The 18,241-nt window shown below is 64.5% G+C and carries 23 protein-coding genes and 2 pseudogenes; 8 read left to right on the top strand and 17 right to left on the bottom strand.

Annotation, left to right across the window (positions count from 1 at the left end; translation table 11 throughout):
• Window positions 1-105: 105 nt before the first annotated feature.
• Window positions 106-321: a dodecin family protein gene (locus JJB99_RS21270; RefSeq protein ID WP_200494280.1), complete on the bottom strand. Its 216-nt coding sequence runs from the start codon at window positions 319-321 to the stop codon at window positions 106-108.
• A 478-nt stretch (window positions 322-799) separates the two neighbouring features.
• A pseudogene (locus JJB99_RS21275) lies at window positions 800-1,010 on the bottom strand (GrlR family regulatory protein); the annotation flags it as partial.
• A gap of 375 nt (window positions 1,011-1,385) precedes the next feature.
• Here JJB99_RS21275 and JJB99_RS21280 point away from each other — a divergent pair.
• A complete protein-coding gene (locus JJB99_RS21280) occupies window positions 1,386-2,504 on the top strand; it encodes an MFS transporter (protein ID WP_210347624.1) in 1,119 nt (372 codons plus the stop codon).
• Window positions 2,505-2,701: 197 nt separating this feature from the next.
• On the opposite strand, the gene JJB99_RS21285 is transcribed toward JJB99_RS21280, so the two are convergent.
• Complete coding sequence (locus tag JJB99_RS21285; protein WP_200494282.1) at window positions 2,702-3,916, bottom strand: sterol desaturase family protein; 1,215 nt, start codon at window positions 3,914-3,916, stop codon at window positions 2,702-2,704.
• Between the two features lie 383 nt (window positions 3,917-4,299).
• Window positions 4,300-4,761, bottom strand: coding sequence for a GlcG/HbpS family heme-binding protein (locus JJB99_RS21290; protein ID WP_246774936.1), 462 nt, complete (start codon window positions 4,759-4,761; stop codon window positions 4,300-4,302).
• Between the two features lie 156 nt (window positions 4,762-4,917).
• Between JJB99_RS21290 and JJB99_RS21295 the strand changes: the two genes are divergently transcribed.
• Window positions 4,918-5,751, top strand: a complete 834-nt coding sequence (locus tag JJB99_RS21295; protein WP_246775313.1) for a LysR family transcriptional regulator — start codon at window positions 4,918-4,920, stop codon at window positions 5,749-5,751.
• Between the two features lie 225 nt (window positions 5,752-5,976).
• On the opposite strand, the gene JJB99_RS21300 is transcribed toward JJB99_RS21295, so the two are convergent.
• From JJB99_RS21300 to JJB99_RS21325, 6 genes and pseudogenes are all read right to left on the bottom strand, one after another.
• A complete protein-coding gene (locus JJB99_RS21300; RefSeq protein ID WP_007609497.1) occupies window positions 5,977-6,126 on the bottom strand; it encodes a hypothetical protein in 150 nt (49 codons plus the stop codon).
• A 71-nt stretch (window positions 6,127-6,197) separates the two neighbouring features.
• A pseudogene (locus JJB99_RS21305) lies at window positions 6,198-6,685 on the bottom strand (tetratricopeptide repeat protein); the annotation flags it as partial.
• Window positions 6,589-7,275 carry a substrate-binding domain-containing protein gene (locus tag JJB99_RS21310; RefSeq protein WP_200494283.1) on the bottom strand — a complete coding sequence of 229 codons (687 nt, stop codon included), beginning with the start codon at window positions 7,273-7,275 and terminating at the stop codon, window positions 6,589-6,591. The pseudogene JJB99_RS21305 and the gene JJB99_RS21310, both read right to left, overlap by 97 nt.
• Window positions 7,276-7,294: 19 nt before the next feature.
• Window positions 7,295-7,996, bottom strand: a complete 702-nt coding sequence (locus JJB99_RS21315) for a GrlR family regulatory protein (protein ID WP_200494284.1) — start codon at window positions 7,994-7,996, stop codon at window positions 7,295-7,297.
• A gap of 198 nt (window positions 7,997-8,194) precedes the next feature.
• Complete coding sequence (locus tag JJB99_RS21320) at window positions 8,195-9,229, bottom strand: glutamine synthetase beta-grasp domain-containing protein (protein WP_200494285.1); 1,035 nt, start codon at window positions 9,227-9,229, stop codon at window positions 8,195-8,197.
• Window positions 9,226-9,738 carry a hypothetical protein gene (locus JJB99_RS21325; protein ID WP_200494286.1) on the bottom strand — a complete coding sequence of 171 codons (513 nt, stop codon included), beginning with the start codon at window positions 9,736-9,738 and terminating at the stop codon, window positions 9,226-9,228. Before JJB99_RS21325 ends, JJB99_RS21320 begins: the two co-directional genes overlap by 4 nt.
• 26 nt (window positions 9,739-9,764) lie before the next feature.
• On the opposite strand from JJB99_RS21325, the gene JJB99_RS21330 reads away from it, so the two are divergent.
• Window positions 9,765-9,968, top strand: coding sequence for a DUF2735 domain-containing protein (locus JJB99_RS21330; RefSeq protein ID WP_200494287.1), 204 nt, complete (start codon window positions 9,765-9,767; stop codon window positions 9,966-9,968).
• A gap of 110 nt (window positions 9,969-10,078) precedes the next feature.
• On the opposite strand, the gene JJB99_RS21335 is transcribed toward JJB99_RS21330, so the two are convergent.
• Window positions 10,079-10,390, bottom strand: coding sequence for an MliC family protein (locus JJB99_RS21335; protein WP_200494288.1), 312 nt, complete (start codon window positions 10,388-10,390; stop codon window positions 10,079-10,081).
• 70 nt (window positions 10,391-10,460) lie between these two features.
• Here JJB99_RS21335 and JJB99_RS21340 point away from each other — a divergent pair, with 70 nt between their 5' ends.
• Window positions 10,461-11,219: a tyrosine-protein phosphatase gene (locus JJB99_RS21340; RefSeq protein ID WP_200494289.1), complete on the top strand. Its 759-nt coding sequence runs from the start codon at window positions 10,461-10,463 to the stop codon at window positions 11,217-11,219.
• On the opposite strand, the gene JJB99_RS21345 is transcribed toward JJB99_RS21340, so the two are convergent.
• Window positions 11,164-11,844: an SGNH/GDSL hydrolase family protein gene (locus tag JJB99_RS21345; RefSeq protein ID WP_349629026.1), complete on the bottom strand. Its 681-nt coding sequence runs from the start codon at window positions 11,842-11,844 to the stop codon at window positions 11,164-11,166. The two genes, JJB99_RS21340 and JJB99_RS21345, sit on opposite strands and share 56 nt — an antisense overlap.
• Between JJB99_RS21345 and JJB99_RS21350 the strand changes: the two genes are divergently transcribed.
• The 4 genes from JJB99_RS21350 to JJB99_RS21365 all read left to right on the top strand — a co-directional run bounded on the left by JJB99_RS21350 (window position 11,746) and on the right by JJB99_RS21365 (window position 13,944).
• A complete protein-coding gene (locus JJB99_RS21350) occupies window positions 11,746-11,973 on the top strand; it encodes a hypothetical protein (protein WP_200494291.1) in 228 nt (75 codons plus the stop codon). The genes JJB99_RS21345 and JJB99_RS21350 overlap by 99 nt on opposite strands.
• A 105-nt stretch (window positions 11,974-12,078) precedes the next feature.
• Complete coding sequence (locus JJB99_RS21355; protein ID WP_200494292.1) at window positions 12,079-12,759, top strand: SDR family oxidoreductase; 681 nt, start codon at window positions 12,079-12,081, stop codon at window positions 12,757-12,759.
• A gap of 97 nt (window positions 12,760-12,856) precedes the next feature.
• Window positions 12,857-13,543 carry a DUF2161 domain-containing phosphodiesterase gene (locus tag JJB99_RS21360; RefSeq protein ID WP_200494293.1) on the top strand — a complete coding sequence of 229 codons (687 nt, stop codon included), beginning with the start codon at window positions 12,857-12,859 and terminating at the stop codon, window positions 13,541-13,543.
• A gap of 95 nt (window positions 13,544-13,638) precedes the next feature.
• Window positions 13,639-13,944 (top strand): hypothetical protein, encoded by a 306-nt coding sequence (locus JJB99_RS21365; protein ID WP_015686575.1) that lies wholly within the window; start codon window positions 13,639-13,641, stop codon window positions 13,942-13,944.
• Window positions 13,945-14,022: 78 nt separating this feature from the next.
• On the opposite strand, the gene JJB99_RS21370 is transcribed toward JJB99_RS21365, so the two are convergent.
• From JJB99_RS21370 to JJB99_RS21390, 5 genes are all read right to left on the bottom strand, one after another.
• The gene (locus tag JJB99_RS21370; protein ID WP_200494294.1) at window positions 14,023-14,634 is read right to left on the bottom strand and encodes a GNAT family N-acetyltransferase; all 612 of its coding nucleotides are present in this window, start codon (window positions 14,632-14,634) and stop codon (window positions 14,023-14,025) included.
• Between the two features lie 151 nt (window positions 14,635-14,785).
• Window positions 14,786-15,184, bottom strand: a complete 399-nt coding sequence (locus tag JJB99_RS21375; RefSeq protein ID WP_200494295.1) for a PaaI family thioesterase — start codon at window positions 15,182-15,184, stop codon at window positions 14,786-14,788.
• A gap of 95 nt (window positions 15,185-15,279) precedes the next feature.
• Window positions 15,280-16,482 (bottom strand): kynureninase, encoded by a 1,203-nt coding sequence (gene kynU / locus JJB99_RS21380; RefSeq protein WP_200494296.1) that lies wholly within the window; start codon window positions 16,480-16,482, stop codon window positions 15,280-15,282.
• Between the two features lie 8 nt (window positions 16,483-16,490).
• Window positions 16,491-17,330, bottom strand: coding sequence for a tryptophan 2,3-dioxygenase (gene kynA / locus JJB99_RS21385; protein ID WP_200494297.1), 840 nt, complete (start codon window positions 17,328-17,330; stop codon window positions 16,491-16,493).
• Window positions 17,331-17,365: 35 nt separating this feature from the next.
• The gene (locus JJB99_RS21390) at window positions 17,366-18,175 is read right to left on the bottom strand and encodes an alpha/beta hydrolase (RefSeq protein WP_200494298.1); all 810 of its coding nucleotides are present in this window, start codon (window positions 18,173-18,175) and stop codon (window positions 17,366-17,368) included.
• Window positions 18,176-18,241 lie beyond the last annotated feature (66 nt).

The following is an 18,241-nucleotide window of genomic DNA, read 5'->3' on the forward strand; positions in this document are numbered from 1 at the left end:
GGGCCAACTCGCGAGATGGGCCACAGCGCCCGGCTGGACGGACCGCGCAACGCGCCTTTTCCAATGAGCCATCCTCGCCCCGCAAGTGGGGCGAGGTGCCGAGGCTCAGGATCCCTCGAACTTGAACGACACGTTGAGCTTGGCGCGATAAGCCTCGACTTTTCCCTTGTCATCCAGTTGCATATCGAGCTTGACGACCTCTGCAACGCGAAGATCCCGGAGCGACTTTGCAGCTTGCTCGACCGCATTGGCAGCCGCCTTCTCCCACGAATCGGTGCTGGTACCAACCAGTTCAATGACCTTGTAGACGCTATCAGCCATGTCGGCCTCCTGTTCGGTAGGAGCAGGAAATCTAGCATCGCGATCTCGACGCTGATACGTCTCGGGACGCCGCGGAAAAGGGTCCGACTGGCTGTCGCTTTCCTGCTTGACCCCAAAAGAACTCGGGCGGCCGTCCGTCGGGCTGCTCGAGCGGAAGCGGCTGTTCGACGGTGGAAATACGTTCGAGGGCGATAAAGAGCCGGGCTGCTGTTCGTAGACTAGTATCGCGCTGCATGTCACCCATTGGTCCGAAGGGCGCAGGTCCGGGCGGCCTCCCTGTTGTCGGCTCATCGAGGTAAACCGGAAGCGGCCGGCCGAGCCGCCAACGGCGCTCATTGACCCCGAGCTGACATCGTTGAAGCGATTTCAGGAATTGCCGTTGAAGCGACTTCAGGAATTGGCCCAACGGCGACATCCAGATGCACGACCTCAATGTCGCCTCTGAGAGCAGAGCAGACGCGCCGAAATGATCGGTAGCTTATGCTCTTCGCAACAGCTTGAGCGAAGCCGCAAGCCGCAAACTGCGCTTGCCGGCGAGCGCGATGTGTTCGAGCTCGCCGCTAGCCTCCGTGCAGGTCCCGGAGAAACAGATCCCGATTTCACAGCCGCCGAATACCGGGTTTCTCGCCTTTCACCGGCGTGTGCTCATGGTTCAGCATCTCGCCCTTCCAGCGGCCGTCCGCCGAGCTCCGCTTCATTGCCATCTCCCCCACGGTTTGCGAGCGGACATCATCCACTCGCTCTAACGAGACGGCTAAGGGCCAGAGGGCGACTACGCAGTATGATGGCGACAACTACGCATCTATGCGTCACTGAAGCAGCGACCGGGGCCCGAAGGCAGAAATGGGCCGACACATGCGGTAACACTGATTGGATTTTCATCCCGGTTGACCCGTCGTTTTCGATTTTTGAGCTCAGGATCCTTTGGTCAAGCCGAGATCGCGGCTTGCTTCGCGAAAGCTTTGACGTGACACTGGCTGGATGCAATCGTCGGATGCGGAGGCCCTGTGGAATCGAAATGGCGAATTCTAGCGCTGCTTTTCACGGCGCGTTGCGTCATGGGCATGCAGTTCGAAAGCGTCGGAGCGCTCGGCCCGCTGCTTCGAGCGGAGGGCCTCGATTATGCCCGGCTCGGCATCCTGGTCGGCGCTTATCTCGCGCCCAGCGTCCTCGTGGCGCTTCCTGGAGGAATAGTGGTCCAAAGGCTCGGCGAACGAACCACGCTTCTCCTGTGCGCGGCGCTGATGTTCGCCGGCGCCGTCGTCGATCAGTCGAGCGACTGGAACGCGCGCCTGCTGGCCAGAGTCATCGCGGGCACGGGCGCGGTGGTGTTTACCATCGCTGGCACCAAGATGATCGCCGATATATTCGCAGGCAGGCAGTTCGGCTTTGCGATGGCGGCTCTCGCCGGCTCGTGGCCGTGCGGGATAGCGCTGGCGTTGATCGCGTTGCCGCCGATCGCGGACAAGTTCGGGCTGATCGGGGCGTCGGTAGCACTGGTGATCCTGACCCTGATGGCGCTAATCCTGTTGTTCGCGCTGCCGAAGCAGGCGCGACCGGGCGCGCCGTTGTCCGCGGCCTTCCCAAGCGCGGCCGTCACGGCCGCGGTGGCCATTGCAGGCGTCGTCGGTGGCACTGCCAACGCCACTTTCGCCAATGCGTTTGCGTTCGGTCCGTTGCTTCTCACTGAGAGGGGCTATACGGCCGAGATCGCCGCCTCTCACGTCAGCGTCGCGCTGTGGGTCACAATCGCGGCCATCCCAGTCGGCGGCGCGCTTGCGATCCGGCGGGGCCCCGGCATCTGGATCGCTGCCGCATCTCTGCTGCTCGCCGCGGTCGGGATGGCAGCCATTCCGGTGTCCGATCACGACGTTCTCATCTTCGCAGCACTGGGGCTGGTGGCCGGGCTATCCGGAGCGACGTTCGCCAGCCTGCCGTCATGGGCGCTTCCCGTCCAGGCGCGCGCGGTCGGAATGGGAATCTTCTTCTCCGCGTTCTACGGGAGCATGCTGGCGTTGCCGCCGATCTCGGGCGTCTTCGCGCACCGCGCCGGCAGTGCGGGTGTCGCCTTCGACGTCGCTGCGGTCGCTCTTCTTGTTGCCATGCCGCTGCTCGGGGGCTTCGCCGCGCTGGTTTCCGCGCCCCGGTCGGCTCCGGCGGCGGTCGAGGAAGGCGCGGCCTAAGGGCCGCGTTCAATCGGGGACCGCCTCAATCACGTTGTGCGCAGCGAATTTCTCGCGACTGCGCGTTCGCTCGCTTCGACCCGGAACGTGACGGGCTCGACGTTCTCCGGCACAGCGCCGGCGCTGGCCCTCCTTCCGGAGAACGAGCCCGGTTCGTCGCGACGGGCCGCCTGGGTTTCGTTCCGGCCTCCGATCGGTCAGGCCGCCGCCGGGGCGGACCGTCGCTCGCGGCGAAGCGCGAGCAACCAGATTCCGGCGGCGAGCGCGCCCGCTGTCGCGATGGCGCGGGCCGCCGTCGGCAGCGGCAGGCCGAACCAGTCCGGCAACGCCATCGAGGCCAGCGCGAGCGCGCCCAGTCGCACCGTTTCGGCCGCGAAGGCGGTCCGACTTCTTTCCAGGACGCCGCCGATGGTCACGCATGAAACCAAGATGACTATGGAATAGGTGACGGAGACCTGCACCGGAAAGGCTTCGAAGCCGTAAAGGAAATGCAGAAGCATCGCCATCGTGAGCGTGTACTGGACTGCTCCGTAGGCGGCGACCGCCCGCGGCGTCTCGGGGTCGTAACGACGCACGACCGACGGATCCAGCGGCTCCGGCGCCTGTATCCTTCCGAACCAGACCGCTAACTTGCCGGCGAGCCCGCGAGCCGCGCGGGTCTGCCGGATCAGGTCCGCGTACACCTGAAGGTTGCTCCAGAGCGGGTTCAGGCTCCGCAGCGGTTTGCGCACTCCGTAGGCGATCTTTTCGCCGTCGCGCTCGTCGACGAAGGTGCCGAACATCCGGTCCCAGAGGACGAAGATCCCGCCGTAGTTCCTGTCGATGCAGTAGTCGTTCTGACCGTGATGCACGCGATGGTTCGACGGAGTGACCAGGATGCGGTCGAGCACGCCGAGCCGGCCGATGAGTTCGGTGTGCACCCAATACTGGTACAGCAGATCGACCAGCCCGACGATGAGATACATCACCGGCGGAACGCCCAACACGGCCATCGGCAGGTGAAAGATCCAGGTGAACAGCGCGGCGGTCGCGGGCTGCCGCAACGCGGTCGAAAGGTTGAAATATTCCGACGAATGATGGACGACATGGCTGCCCCAGAGCACGGGAATCTCGTGGCTGAAGCGGTGGTACCAGTAATGGGAGAAGTCGTAGAGCAGCAACGCGGCGACCCATGGCAGGACGCTGTCGCGGCTCCATTCGACGAGGTGGAAGGCTTCGTAGACCGCGACATAGAGCGCGACGTCGATAAGCTTGGCGAAGCCGCCGATGGCCTGGCTCAGTACGCCGTGGTGCAGACTCGTGATGGTGTCGGGTACGTCGTATACCCCGCGACGCCCCATCCGCCACGCGATCGCCGCCTCGACGAGGATCGTGACCATGAAGACCGGAATCGCGAACATAAGGATCTTCACGTGGCGCCTCCCCTATTCCCTCACGCCGGAGTCATCGACGGCAGTCGCGGGAGGGTATGGTGGACGGGGGGATTCCGTCAATCCTTGGCGCATCGATCCTTGGAAGCGCCAAGAATTGGAAGCGCCAAGAATTGGAAGCGCCAAGAATTGGAAGCGCCAAGAATTGGAAGCGCCAAGAATCGAGCAACCGGACGCCATGAGGAGACGTTCTAGCGCGGGACGTGGTTGTCGCGCCGCTCGGCGGTCGCCTCGCGCATCCGGCAGCGGCTCGTTCTCCTGGAGAGACAATAACTCGCGGGGTCAGCGGGCAATCGACCGGATGAGATTGCCCGTGCGCTCTCAGCCGAAGAGCTGGCTACTCCAAAGAGGCCGCCTGCGGGCCGTCAAGCCGCGAACGCCGCAAGTCCAGCTGCGGCAACCTGCGCATCCTGAGTCGACTGCATGCCCGATACGCCGATCGCTCCGATCACCTTGCCCTCGCGCAGGATCGGAAGGCCGCCTTCCAGCGGCGTCAAATTGGTCATGCCCAGCAGCCGCAGGTGAAGGCCGCCATCCGCCAGCGCGGCTTCGAACGCCCCGGTCGGCCGCCTGAAATCGACGCTGGTCCTCGCCTTCTGCTGCGCGACCAGCACGCTGCCATGCTGCGCCTGGTCGAGCCGGTACAGCAGAACGAGATGGCCGCCGCTGTCGGCAATGGCGATCACCATGGGCCAGCCATGGCGCTGCGCCTCCGCACGCGCCGCCTCCGCAATGAGCGTTGCTTCATCGAACGTGATCGGGTCGCCATAGAGAGGCGTCAGGGCTGCGAGAGGGCCTCTTGCGGTGGAGGCGTCTGGCGTCATCATGGGAAGCTCCTGGTCATCGGGAGCCCCACTCACAACACGTCCGAGCCGCCGTGATAATATCCGTCAAAAGGGATATATTATCTCGCTTTTCGGGAGAGTGCCCTGACCTCGTTTGCGGATTACACCACGTTTCTGGCCGTCATCGACGAGGGCAGCCTGACCTCGGCGGCCGCGCGTCTCGGCAAAACATTGCAGTCGGTCAGCCGGTCGCTGGCGCGGCTCGAGGACGATCTCGGCGTCGAGCTCATATCGCGAACGACGCGGCGCCTGCGTCCGACGGCGGCCGGCCTCGAATTTGCCGGCCGCATCCGCCTCGCCCTCACCACCATCGACGCCGCGCGCGAAGATCTGCTCGCCAGCGACCGGCGGCTTGCCGGCACCATCCGCATCGGCACGTCGAGCCTGTTCGGCCCCGAATATGTGACCCCTGCCCTGGGCCAGTTCCTGACGCGGAATCCGGACATCGCCATCGAACTCGTCCTGTCCGACGAGCATGTCGACCTCGTCGCCGGAAAGTTGGATTTCGCCATCCGCATCGGGCATTTGCCGGACTCGAATCTGCGAATCCGCCGCCTTGGTGGACTGAGCTGGGCCGTGTTCGCGGCACCCGCCTATCTGGAAGCTTACGGTCGTCCCGAACATCCGCGCGAGCTCACCCGCCATGAATGCGTGTTGCGCGCCAGCGACGACGATAGATGGGCCTTTGGCGGCACCAAGCGGCGCATCGACGTGCACGGTCGTTTTCGCTCGGAAAGCGCGGCGGCACGCAACGCTGCCGTCGCGTCCGGTCTTGGCATCGGCCTCGCCCCACTCTGGCAGGTGCGTCGGCTGATCGATCGGGGCGACGTCGAGCAGATCCTGGTTGGCCACGAGCCGCCACCCATTCCGCTCCAGATCGTCTGGCCCAAGCGGGCCGCCGACGCCATGCCCCGGCGGGTCCGCGCCGCGATCGATGTCCTTGCCGCGCGACTGTCCGCCATGCGGATATGACCCGCGTGTGCTCCTGGTTCAGCATCTCGGCTTTTCCGCGCAGGGTCGTTCGCGGACTCCGCCCTGCATGATGCCATCCATGCCCCTGTTTTGCCCGACGGGTCAAGCTTTGCTTCGGTGAATCCGCAAAACATGATTTCGTTGTGATTTCAGCGCCCCGGCTACTGTGCATGGGGTTGTTTTCGACTCTTTTGTTTGCGCGGCCCCGACGGCGCTCATCGGGCGTCAGTGACGCTTGAAGTACTGCACCTCGCGCTCGTGCTTCTCGGCCGCGGCGCGGCTCTTGAACGTGCCGAGATTACGGCGCTTGCCGGTCTTGGGATTCACCTTGCGTGAATAGAGGCGATATTCGCCGGATGCGAGTTTGCGGATCATGGTTGCGCTCCGTCTTGTCTGGTTATCAACGGCGGACGCGCGAGCCAGGTTCCGGCACGTGCCGGGTCTGTTCAGAAGCACAGCGTGGTGACGAACTGGCCCTGCTTGTTCTTGATCGCATAAGGGCAGCGCAGCCGCTCCAGCGCCTTCCTGGCGTCCTCGTCGCCGAGCGCCGCCGCACGCTCGTAATAGCCTTTTGCGGCCTCCTTGTCCTTCGGCCCGCCCCTGCCCTCCTGCGCGAAGGCGCCCATCCGCTCCAGCGCGCCGGGATGGTTTTGCGCCGCCGCCTTCTCGAACAACGCGCGCGCCGCGACGTCGTCTCTCTCGGATCGGCGGCCACACGGTCGCACAGGACGAGGTCGGCCGATTGCGCCTGCGCCGAGAGCGGCGCGGCCAGCGTAAGAACGATGGCAATGAGACAAGTCCGCATGCGTGCCACGTTGCGGCCCCGCCCCGGCAAATTCAAGGCTCCAGTCCTGACCGGCGCAGCACGGGTATGGCCTCCGGCGATGCCAGGTAGCGCAGCAGACGATCGGCTGCCTCGGCATGTGCCGCGTTCGCCATGCGGCCGGCGGAGAACACCGCCGGTGTCTGCAAATCGAGCGGGATGGGTCCGATGACCTCGATGCCCTGCACCTGCTTCAGCTCGCTGATCTGCTGCACGGCCAGATCAGCCTCGCCGCTGACGAGCCGCTCCGCCGTGAAGCCCTGCTCGACGATGGTGGCCTTGGCGTTGATCTCGGCCGCGATCCCCATCCGTACAAGCAGCTGGGCGAAATAGACCCCGCTCGCCCCGAGCCGCGAATAGGCGACGGACCGGGCCGCGAGCAGCGTCGTGCGCAGCGCGGCTGCGGTCGTGATGTCGGGATGGGCCTGTCCTGGCCGCACCGCGATGCCGACAAAGGAGCGCGCCAGACCGGCCGCGCTCTCGGCAATGACCCGGCCCTCGCCGATCATCTCGTCGAGCCCTTCGCGGGTGAGGATCACGAGATCGGCGGCCTCGCCGGCGCGCAAACGCTTGACGAGCGCGAGGGTCGGCGCGAAATCGGCATCGACCTTTATGCCGCTGGCGGTCTCGAAAGCGGAGGACAGGCTGCGCATCGCACCCATCAGGCCGAGCGTCGAGAGCATGCGAATGGTGTTTGCCATGTGTCTTCCCGGATAAATTTCAGGCGCGGTGCATCAGCTTGAGCGCAGCGGTGAGGCGCAGGCTGCGCTTGCCGGCCAGCGCGGTTGCGTCCAGCACCGCCCCTTCGCCGTCATAACTGCCGGAGAAGCCGATGCCGACCTCGTGCCCGCCGAAGATCGGATCGTCCTTGGCCGGCGTGTGCTCCTGGTTGAGGATCTGGCCCTTCCAGCGGCCTCTCGCAGCGGTGTAGCTGCCGAGATAATAGAACGAGGCGTCGCCGCCGAGGATGCGGCCCCGGTTGAGCAGCATCACGCCGGTCAGCCCGCCGTCGACGCCGTCGAGCATGCGCAGATGGATCGAGTAGAGACCATCGGTGATGCCGCCTTCGCCGACTCCGCCGGCGATCGGCACCTCATCTTCGGTGATCGGCGTCATCACCGACTGGAATGGCACGCCCGGCAACTCCTTCAGCTCGCCCTTGAAGCGATAGAGATCGCCATCGGCCCAGCCTTTTGCGATCAGCGTCGCATCGTCGGTACCAGCCATGGCGCGGTAGTTCGGATCGGGGTTGTGGCGCACCGTCTTGATCACGATGTCGACGCCGTCGTTGGTTTTGTCGTAGGTGCCGATATGGGCGAACGCCGAATTGCCGCCGAGCATCGTGCCGTTGCCGGCATGCATCACGCTGTGGCCGACGGCGTCGCCGAGCTGAAACCGCACCTTGTAGAAACCCTCAAACACCAGCCGTGTCCCCGGCCCCAGCGCACATCCCGCCGGCAGTCTATCCCGGTTTCGGCAGCGACGGACAAGTTTCACGCAAGGCAAGGTCCGCCGACCGCGCAACGGCCGTCATCAGAATGCAAAAATCCGCCGGAGCCTATCTGCTCCGGCGGATCGAAGAGCAGCCCGGGCCAGCCCCCAGCCCGGGCCGGGAGGATGTCAGGCCGCGGCCTTCTTGTCGGTCGGCACCGACGCGATCGTCTTCAGGATCTGCGAAGCGATCTGGTAGGGGTCGCCTTGCGAGTTCGGACGGCGGTCTTCCAGATAGCCCTTGTAACCGTTGTTGACGAAGGAGTGCGGAACGCGGATCGAAGCGCCGCGATCGGCCACGCCGTAGCTGAACTTGTTCCAGGGCGCGGTCTCGTGCTTGCCGGTCAGGCGCTTGTCGTTGTCCGGGCCGTAGACGGCGATATGGTCCATCAGGTTCTTCTCGAAGGCGGCCATCAGCGCCTCGAAATACTCCTTGCCGCCGACGTCGCGCATATAGGCGGTCGAGAAGTTGGCATGCATGCCCGAGCCGTTCCAGTCGGTGTCGCCGAGCGGCTTGCAGTGGAACTCGATGTCGATGCCGTACTTCTCGGTGAGGCGCAGCATCAAATAGCGGGCCATCCACATCTGGTCGGCCGCGGTCTTGGAGCCCTTGCCGAAGATCTGGAATTCCCACTGGCCCTTGGCGACTTCCGCGTTGATGCCTTCGTGGTTGATGCCGGCAGCCAGGCAGAGGTCGAGATGCTCCTCGACGATCTTGCGGGCGACGTCGCCGACGTTCGAATAGCCGACGCCGGTGTAGTACGGGCCCTGCGGCGCCGGATAACCCGAGGCAGGGAAGCCGAGCGGACGGCCGTCCTTGTAGAAGAAGTATTCCTGCTCGAAGCCGAACCAGGCGCCGGCGTCATCGAGGATGGTGGCACGCTTGTTTGACGGATGCGGTGTCTTGCCATCGGGCATCATGACTTCGCACATCACCAGCACGCCGTTGGTGCGGGCGGCGTCCGGGAAGACCGCGACCGGCTTCAGCACGCAATCGGAGCTGTGGCCTTCGGCCTGCTGGGTGGAGGAGCCATCGAAGCCCCAGAGCGGAAGCTGCTCGAGCGTCGGAAATGACGCAAATTCCTTGATCTGGGTTTTGCCGCGCAAGTTCGGAGTCGGCGTATATCCGTCGAGCCAGATGTACTCGAGCTTATACTTGGTCATTGAGCCTCTCTGTAGATGATGCGAAAGGTGGGGTTGAGAGCCCCCGCACGTTTGTACCCGGCCATCATCGGCCGGCCCCTTACAAGCATTTTGCGTGCCAAAAGGCCGCAGAGCGCGAGGTTTTCCACCACCGCGGGGCGCGCGCCGCCGCCGGCGGATCGTCCATAGTGACGTGCGTCATAGCCGCGCACCTTCGCGTGAAGCTGCGCTGCAAAATCCCGCGGAAAACGCACGATTCTGAAGCATGCCGGCCCATGCCGGAGGTTGCCGATCAAACGTGCATCAACGCCCGGCAATTTCCGTAAAGCGACCCGCCCCTGCCCAGCAACCTTTGGAATGGCCGAGGCGTTGGTCACCAAGCCAATGCCTTGGAGGGTGCAAAGGGTCGGCTGCCCAAAAATTAGGCGGCAACTGATTTCCTCTTGGGCACTTTCCAATTCGAAGGGCGCGGCCGATATGGGGATTCCAGTAACCACAATCGAACGAGTCGGGCGCACCATGGAGGCCAAGGCGCTTTGACCAAGGAGAAATCGCCATGATGAACAATGGTCTAAGTCAGGGATCTGCGAAGATCTATCAATTTCCGGTCGGGGGCCGCGCGGCTCTCGCCGGACGCCGCGATGGCGAGACCCGCCTTCCCGCTGATCACACATCGCCTCCCGCGAACGTCTCGATCTGCAGCGACAGCTGGTACCACCAGGACGCGGTCGACGAAGCCAAGCCGAAATGGGACCGCTGATGCCTGTGGCAGGGTTACCGCCGCGCTTTCACTGCGCGGGATGGCAATTGGAAAAAGGGTCGAAGCCACGAGGTTTCGGCCCTTTTTGATTCTTGCAGGCGGGGCGCCGTTCAGATCACCGCGCAGGCCGTCACCGGCCGCTTCAGATGCTTGACCGTGGTGGCGCCGTTCCTGGGAATCCTCAGCGTGATCCCGCCTCCCGAATAGCGCGCGCCCGAGACCGCCAGCCGCTTGGCGAGCGTGACCGGCTCGCCGTCGATCTGGAGGAAGGCGCGCTTGTCGTAGTCATAAAACCCCACGATGAATTCCGTACCATCGGCGCAGTGGTAGGTCCGGAACGTCTGCGCGTCGGCCGGCCGCGTGCCGGAAATTCCGCCCGCCAGCATGGTGATCGCCAAAACAATGGCCTTGTGCCGGTCCATGATCGCCCCCGTAATAGACTCAAAGGACGCCAGCCGCGCGTCCAGTGGAACCATAACCCAAGCCGAGCCCATGCAAGACTCTTCCTCAAGCGGCTGCCCTGCCCGTCACCTCGCTTTGCAAGGCGCCAGCAACTTTCGCGATCTCGGCGGCTATCCGACCGTCGACGGCCGCACCACGCGCTGGCGGCACATCTTCCGGTCCAACCATCTCGGCCAGCTCACGGCTGCCGACGTCGAGATCGTGCGCGCGCTGGGCGTTAAAAGCGCATTCGACTTTCGGGGGCTGAACGAACGCGCCGCCGGCGTCTGCGTAATGGATGAGATCGCCGTGTATTCGCTGCCGATCGAGCCGACGGTCGTCGCCGCGCTGCGCGCCGAGCTCGATAGGGGCACGCTGACGGCGCCGGTCGCGCTCGAGATCATGCGCGACTCCTACCGCAACTATGTCCGCCACAACACGCACAGCTTCCGCATGCTGTTCGGCCATCTCCTCGAAGACCGTGCGCCGCTCGTGATCCACTGCACCGCCGGCAAGGACCGCACCGGCTTCGCCAGCGCGCTGATCCTGCATGCGCTCGGCGTGCCCGACGACATCATTGCCGAGGACTATCTGCTGACCAACCAGCACTACAAACGCGACGCGACGGTCGCCATCGACTTGCCCGAGGACGTCCGCAACGCCATCGGCAGCGTCGAGGCGTCGTATCTTGCCGCGGCGTTCGACGCCATCGCCAAGGAATATGGCGACCTCGAAACCTATTTGCGCGACGGGCTCAGGCTGGGTCCGCCGGAGCGGGATGAGTTGAAGACACGTTACCTTCAGTCGTGATCCAGCAATCGCACCCCGTCGAGCTCGTCAACCCGATCGCCTTGATGATCGCCGCACGAAGGGCTCGCGACACCTGCATCGTGCTCCAGTCGCTCTGATGCAGTTTCGAGCCATCGTCCGGAGCGACCAACTGCTTGAGCGAGACGTTGTTGTGCTTGTGCCAGTGCTGCATCAGCGCCCAGCGCTGGAACAGGTTGACGCCCGCATCTTCGGCCGCGGCGCGGATCAACCGCACGATCTCTTCGGACAGCGCGCGGCGATCGTCCGTGAGCATTGCTGTCGTATATTGCGGATCGATCAGCAGGACGTCGAAGTTGTGGCCGCTCAGCCGATCCAGACCTTCCTCGATTGCGGCCATCACGTCGGCGACCTTGTAGTCTTCCTTGTGAAAGACCGCGTTCGTTCCGACCTGCCAGATGACCAGCGCGGGATTGTCCTGAAAGATATCCGTTTGGAAGCGAGCCAACTCTTCTGGCGCCTCCTCGCCGCCCCGGCCGCGGTTGAACACGTCGATGCGGATGCTCTCATGAGTATCGTGATCCCTGAAATGCTTTCTCAAATAGAGTTCGAGCCGGGCGGGATAGGGAACGACATTATCGAGACCTGCGGTCGAGGACGATCCCATCGCTACGATCTGCACCGGGCCGCTTCCGCACAGCGCCTGGCGGAAATGTGCGAGCGGGTGTTCCAGGGTGACGATGCTTGCGGGAAATTCGACGGTCGGAAAATTATCTGCCATGCAGGGAAACCCTGAAACGATCTAAAGTTGCACCGATCATTCAGCCTTGAAGCCGCCGCCATTGCAAGTCCAATTCACCGCGCGCAATAGTCGGCGCGAAGCGAAACGACGGAGAGTCTCGTGCAGGGAAAAGTCATTGTCGTGACTGGCGCGCTCGGCGCACTCGGCAAGGTGGTCGCCGAGACCGCGCTGTCGCGCGGCGCGCGCATTGCCGGCATCGACCATGCGCCCTCACAAGCCCCCGCAACGCCTGAGCGCATCGAGATCGGTGGCGTCGATCTGTCCGATGCAGCGCAGGCGAAGGCTGCGATTGAAGCTGCTGCGAAACATTTCGGCAAGCTGGACGCGCTGATCAACATCGCCGGCGGCTTCGCCTTCGAGACCGTCGGCGACGGCGACATCAAGACCTGGCAGCGCATGCACGCGCTCAACCTGCTGACCGCGCTCAACAGCTCGCACGCGGCGCTGCCGCATCTGGCCGCCTCGAAGGCTGGTCGCATCGTCAATATCGGCGCCATGGGCGCGCTTCAGGCCGGCTCCGGCATGGGTCCCTACGCGGCATCGAAAGCGGGCGTGCACCGCCTGACCGAAGCGCTGGCGAACGAATGGAAAGGCAAGGTCACCGTGAACGCGGTGCTGCCGTCGATCATCGACACCAAGGCGAACCGTGCCGACATGCCGAAGGCGGATTTTTCCAAATGGGTTACGCCGCTGGAACTCGCCGAAGTCATCCTGTTCCTCGCCAGCGATGCCGCGAGTGGCATCTCCGGCGCGCTGATCCCGGTGGCTGGGCGGGTGTAATTGCAGTCGGATCGCAGTGCTGCGCGCCGGCTTGGATTCAATCCGAGCCGGGAAGGCTCTACACTGCCCCGCACCTGATTCTCCGATCGGACCTGCCGTGGAAACTACGCTTTACCTTCCCGTCAAACGCTTCCTCGAAGAGCTCGGCTTCACCGTCAAGGGTGAGATCGGCGGCTGCGATCTCGTCGGCCTCAGCGCCGGCGATCCGCCGGTCGTCGTGATCGGCGAACTCAAGCTCGCGTTCAATCTCGAGCTGATCCTGCAGGCGGTCGATCGCGCATCGGCAGCCGATGAGGTCTGGATCGCCGCCAAGATGTCGATCCGCGGCAAGGGGCGCGAGAGCGATGCACGCTATCGCAATCTCTGCCGCCGGCTCGGCTTCGGCATGCTCGGGATCACCGAGCGCGGCCAGGTCGAGGTGCTGGTCAAGCCGCCGACCGCAGCACCGCGCCGCGAGCCGAAGGTGCGCTCTCGCCTCGTTGCCGAACATCAGCGCCGCCAGGGCGATCCGGTGCTCGGCGGCAGCACGCGTGCGCCGATCATGACAGCCTATCGGCAGCAGGCGCTGGCCTGCGCCTCGGCGCTCGCCGACGGTCCGCGGCGCGTGCGCGAATTACGCGAACGCTGTCCCGATGCCGGCAAGATCTTGCTTAACAATGTGTACGGCTGGTTCGCGCGTGCCGACCGGGGAATCTACGGGCTAACCGAGGCCGGGCGCGCGGCCCTGAAACGCTGGCCGCAGCAATGGGTTGAGGTCGACTCCGGCGTCACGTCACCGCCGTGACACCCGACCGGCGCATAGCTGTGATGTCACACCGATTCCATATTGCAATGCAACATCCGCGGCACTAGGTATCCCGGCATCAAGATGAGGCCGTTATGAGCGCAGACTGGAATACCAAATATGGCACGCGGCGCGTGCGCCACGATCCGCCCACTCTGGACGAGGCGATCTTCGCCGCCGTCGGCATCACCGACGACCAGGAGCAGCAGGCCGAGATCGCCGCAGCGCTGATGGGCATGCCGCTCGACGTGGTCCAGGCCGAGGTGAAGAAGCAGGCCCGCACCAACAGCCGCATCACCGCGACGCGTGTGATCGCCGGCGAACAGGGCGCACAGCGCTCGGTGGTGGTCGAACGCCGTGTCGTTCGCCGATTCGGCAACGACAAGCGCACCGGCACCTGAACGCTCATTTCACGACCCAGAATACGAAAGCGGACCGGTTTTGCCGGTCCGCTTTTTGATTCCAGTCCGCTTTCCGGTTCAGGCGGCGCGATTGCCGTACATGCTGGAGATGATCTTCCAGCAGGCCGAATTGAAGCTGATCAGCGCGCGCCCCGCCTTGAACGGCGCGGCCGCGAGGTCGGCAAGTTCGGCTTCGGTCGTCTTGGTCAGATCGATCGTCCCGGTCGATTCGCCATGGTGGAATTCCAGATGCGCGCCGAACTTCCTGGCGAGCGCTCGCATCGCGTGATTCTCGGCGCCGGTGGTGATGCGCAGGCGCCTAAAACCCTTCCAGCGCGCTTCGGCGATCAGGCGGCTGAACAGAGTGGTGCCGACGTTCTGCCGGCGCACGGATGCTTCCACGCTGAAGGCGACCTCAGGCAGCGAATCGCCTTCCGGCGGATGCAGTTCGGCCGCGCCGCGGACCACGCCGTCGACGATATAGGCAACAATCACGGTGCCATCCTCGGCGCAGCGGGCCGCGTAACGCTCGATGAAGCTGTCGTCGAGAAAGCCGTTGAAGCGGTCGTGCCGGCTTGCGGCATCCAGCCTGAGCAAGTGATCGCGCAGAAGCGGCAATTCTTCCTGCTGGCTCAGGGTCCGCACATAGCCGGGAACGGTCGCGATGCGGGTGGTGTCTTCAAGTATCACATCAAACTCCTCTTGGTGTCCCTCGAGGAGGCGTTCCGAATCCCTAGGCCTCCAATATTGTGCGACGCAGCAAATCTTTCAAGAGGGAACCCGCTCAAGTTTTGGGCATCAGAGCGACGAATTAGTTAACAAAATCAAGCATCCCGCAGTTTCACAGGACCAGTTGGGTCTGGGTCACCACGGCGACCAGCTTGCCGTCCTCGGTCTCCAATCGGGTGGTCCAGACCTGGGTTCGCCGGCCCCGGTGCACTGGGGTGGCGGTGGCGATGATCGTGGTTCCCTCCTTGGCGCCGCCGATGAAGTTGGTCTTGCTCTCGAGCGTGGTCGTGCCCTTGGCGTCCTCGGGCAGGTTGATCACGGTCGCCGCCGCGCCAACGGAATCGGCCAGCGCCATCACGGCACCGCCGTGAACGGTGTGATGAAGCGTGCAGAGATCGGGCCTGACCGTCATCCGTGCCACCACGCGATCCTTCTCGGCCTCGACGAACTCGACGCCCTTGAGCTCGGCAAAGGGCATCTTCATCGCTTTAAGTTTCTCGAGCGGCGTCATCGGATCTCCTCCCAATTCGTTGTGTTCTCAAGGTGAATGGCCCCTTGCGGCAAAGCAATGACGTCGGAGGTAATGGCCGGGCTGACTTTGCCCCCTCACGTCACCGCCTTCACCACCTGGTACTCGGGCCGGCGCCACACCTCACCTGCGATCACCTCCTCGATGAGCTCGGCGGCGCGGATGATCTCATCCTTCCCGATATACAGGGGCGTGATCCCGAACCTCATGATATCGGGCGCGCGGAAATCGCCGATGACGCCGCGGGCGATCAGGGCCTGGATCGCGGCGTAGCCGCCCTCGAAGGCGAAGGAGACTTGCGAGCCTCGGTGCTCGTGCGCGCGCGGGGTGACAAGCTTCAAGGACGGACAGCGGCGCTCGACCTCGGCGATCAGGAGATCGCCGAGCGCCAGCGAGCGCGTGTGGACCTCGGCGATATCGACCCGATCCCAGATGTCGAGCGAGGCCTCCAGCGCCGCCATCGCCAGCACCGGCGGCGTGCCGATGCGCATGCGCTCGACGCCGCCGGCGGTCGCATAGCCAAGCTCGAATGCGAAGGGTTTGGCGTGCCCCATCCAACCCGACAGCGCGGCGCGCGCGTGATCGGCATGGCGCGGCGCGGCGTAGAGAAAGGCGGGCGCGCCGGGACCGGCATTGATGTATTTGTAGGTGCACCCCGCCGCAAAGTCGGCGCCGCAGCCGGCGAGATCGACCGGCAGCGCGCCGGCCGAATGCGCGAGATCCCAGACCGTGACGATCCCCAGCGCATGCGCCTTTGCGGTGAGCCCCGCCATGTCGTGACGGCGCCCGGTGCGGTAGTCGACCTCGGTGATGTACAGGACGGCAATCTCCTGCGACAACGCGGCCTCGATCTCTTCCGGTGCCACCAGGCGCAATTTTTGACCACGCCCGAGCGTCGCGATCAGGCCCTCGGCCATGTAGAGATCGGTTGGAAAATTGCCGGTGTCTGACAGCACGACCTTGCGCGATGCATTCATCTCGAGCGCGGCCGCGAGCGCCTGATAGACCTTGAGCGACAGCGTGTCGCCGACCATCACCGAGCCGGCCTCGGCGCCGATCAGCCGCGCGATACGGTCGCCGACATGGCGCGGCTGGGCATACCAGCCCGCACTGTTCCAGGCGCGGATCAGCTCATTGCCCCACTCGTCGGTGATGACGCGATTGACCCGCGCGGCAGCGCCAAGCGGCAACGCGCCGAGCGAGTTGCCGTCGAGATAGATCACGCCGTCAGGCAGATGAAACAGCGATTTGGTGTCGTCATAGACGCGCAACTTCGTCATGGTCATCTCTAGAGAATGGTACGGACACGCCAGAGCTCGGGAAACAGCTCGACCTCCAGCATGCGCTTGAGATAGCTGACGCCGCCGGTGCCGCCGGTGCCGCGCTTGAAGCCGATGACGCGCTCGACCGTCGTCACATGGTTGAAGCGCCAGCGCCGAAAATAGTCCTCGAAATCGACCAGCTTTTCGGCGAGCTCGTAGAGCATCCAGTGCGTCTCCGGCGCCTCGTAGACGATACGCCAGGCCTGCAGCACGCCTTCGTTGAGACTGTGGGTCTCGCGGACGTCGCGGGCGAGCACCGCGGCCGGCATCTTGAGCCCGTGGCGGTCGGCAAGCCGCAGCACCTCGTCATAGAGGCTCGGCGTCGCGAGCTCGGCTTCGAGCAGCTCTGTGGTCGCCGCATCGTGCGCGTGCGGCTTGAGCATGGCGTGGTTGCGGTTGCCGAGCAAAAATTCGATCAGCCGGTACTGGCGCGACTGGAAGCCGGAGGACTGGCCGAGCTGCGAGCGGAAGCGGGTGTACTCGCTCGGCGTCATCGTGCGCAGCACGTCCCAGGCGTTGTTGAGCTGCTCGAAGATGCGCGACATCCGCGCCAGCATCTTCATCGCGGGCTGCACCTCGTCTTGGGCGATAGCGCGGCGCGCGGCGCTGAGCTCGTGGATGGCAAGGCGCATCCACAGCTCCGTGGTCTGATGCTGGATGATGAACAGCATCTCGTCATGCGCCTCCGACAGCGGATGCTGTGCGCCGAGGATCTTGTCCAGCGCCAGATAGTCACCGTAGGACATGCGCCGGGTGAAATCGGTCTCCGCGCCTTCGCTCGTGGGATCGTAGTCGCTGGACGTCATGACAGTCCCTCCCGATCGATCATCCCTGCCCTTGCTCAATCGAGGCCGACCAGGCGTGCGGTGATCGGCGACGATGGATCCTTCAATCCGTCGATCACGCTGAAATGGTTGAGCCCGGGATCGACGACGAGGCGGGTCGGCACGTCGAACCCGGTCCAGATGTTGGCGATCAGGTCGGATTGGCGGATGAATTCCGGCCGCTCGCTGCCGCCGACCCAGGCGGTGAGCGGCGAATGTCCGCGCGGCAGATGCAGCGCGGCGCTTTCGAGGCTCGCCTCCTCCATGGTCATGCGGAGCGTGTCGTTCATCTTCGTCTTCAGCAGCGGACGCAGATCGTGCAGCCCGCTGATCGAGAGCGTGCCGGCGATACGGTTGTAGATGGCGCCATCCAGCCGGCTGTCGTCGCACAACATGCGCGTCACGAGATGGCCGCCCGCGGAGTGACCGGCGAGCCGGATCGGCCCTGCGACGAGCGCGGCCGCTTTGCCAATCGCGGCGGTGATTTCGGCGGTGATGTCGGAGATGCGCGCCGCCGGCGTCAGCGTGTAGCTCGGCAGCGCCACCGTCCAGCCGTGATGGCGCGCGCCTTCGGCCAGATCGGTCCAGGTCGATTTGTCGAAGCGCATCCAGTAGCCGCCATGGACGAACACGACGAGCCCCTTGCTGTCACTGTCGGGCCGGATCAGGTCGAGGCGTTGGCGCTCGCCGGACCCGTAGGCGATGTCAGCGTGAAAATCCTTGAGGCCAGCCCGGTAGGCCGCAGCCCGCTCGGCCCATTGCGCCGGCAGCTTGTCCGAGCCCGGGACATGGGCTGAATTGGCATAAGCATCATCCCAATCGCGCATCATTGCTCCCAGGGCCCCGGTCTTCGGGCGCCAGTCTGCCACTGGTGCGCCCGACCTCCTAGTGTT

This window comes from Bradyrhizobium diazoefficiens (assembly GCF_016616235.1).
GTDB lineage: Bacteria > Pseudomonadota > Alphaproteobacteria > Rhizobiales > Xanthobacteraceae > Bradyrhizobium > Bradyrhizobium diazoefficiens_H.

Coding starts and splice junctions, on each gene's coding strand:
- JJB99_RS21345 (WP_349629026.1), bottom strand. CDS start 11,844: ATGGGATCGTCCTCGACCGCAGGTCTCGATAATGTCGTTCCCTATCCC.
- JJB99_RS21330 (WP_200494287.1), top strand. CDS start 9,765: ATGATGAACAATGGTCTAAGTCAGGGATCTGCGAAGATCTATCAATTT.
- JJB99_RS21320 (WP_200494285.1), bottom strand. CDS start 9,229: ATGACCAAGTATAAGCTCGAGTACATCTGGCTCGACGGATATACGCCG.
- JJB99_RS21390 (WP_200494298.1), bottom strand. CDS start 18,175: ATGCGCGATTGGGATGATGCTTATGCCAATTCAGCCCATGTCCCGGGC.
- JJB99_RS21350 (WP_200494291.1), top strand. CDS start 11,746: ATGAGTATCGTGATCCCTGAAATGCTTTCTCAAATAGAGTTCGAGCCG.
- JJB99_RS21300 (WP_007609497.1), bottom strand. CDS start 6,126: ATGATCCGCAAACTCGCATCCGGCGAATATCGCCTCTATTCACGCAAG.
- JJB99_RS21340 (WP_200494289.1), top strand. CDS start 10,461: ATGCAAGACTCTTCCTCAAGCGGCTGCCCTGCCCGTCACCTCGCTTTG.
- kynU (WP_200494296.1), bottom strand. CDS start 16,482: ATGACGAAGTTGCGCGTCTATGACGACACCAAATCGCTGTTTCATCTG.
- JJB99_RS21365 (WP_015686575.1), top strand. CDS start 13,639: ATGAGCGCAGACTGGAATACCAAATATGGCACGCGGCGCGTGCGCCAC.
- JJB99_RS21310 (WP_200494283.1), bottom strand. CDS start 7,275: ATGGCAAACACCATTCGCATGCTCTCGACGCTCGGCCTGATGGGTGCG.
- JJB99_RS21270 (WP_200494280.1), bottom strand. CDS start 321: ATGGCTGATAGCGTCTACAAGGTCATTGAACTGGTTGGTACCAGCACC.
- JJB99_RS21280 (WP_210347624.1), top strand. CDS start 1,386: ATGCAGTTCGAAAGCGTCGGAGCGCTCGGCCCGCTGCTTCGAGCGGAG.
- JJB99_RS21335 (WP_200494288.1), bottom strand. CDS start 10,390: ATGGACCGGCACAAGGCCATTGTTTTGGCGATCACCATGCTGGCGGGC.
- JJB99_RS21290 (WP_246774936.1), bottom strand. CDS start 4,761: ATGATGACGCCAGACGCCTCCACCGCAAGAGGCCCTCTCGCAGCCCTG.
- JJB99_RS21375 (WP_200494295.1), bottom strand. CDS start 15,184: ATGACGCCGCTCGAGAAACTTAAAGCGATGAAGATGCCCTTTGCCGAG.
- kynA (WP_200494297.1), bottom strand. CDS start 17,330: ATGACGTCCAGCGACTACGATCCCACGAGCGAAGGCGCGGAGACCGAT.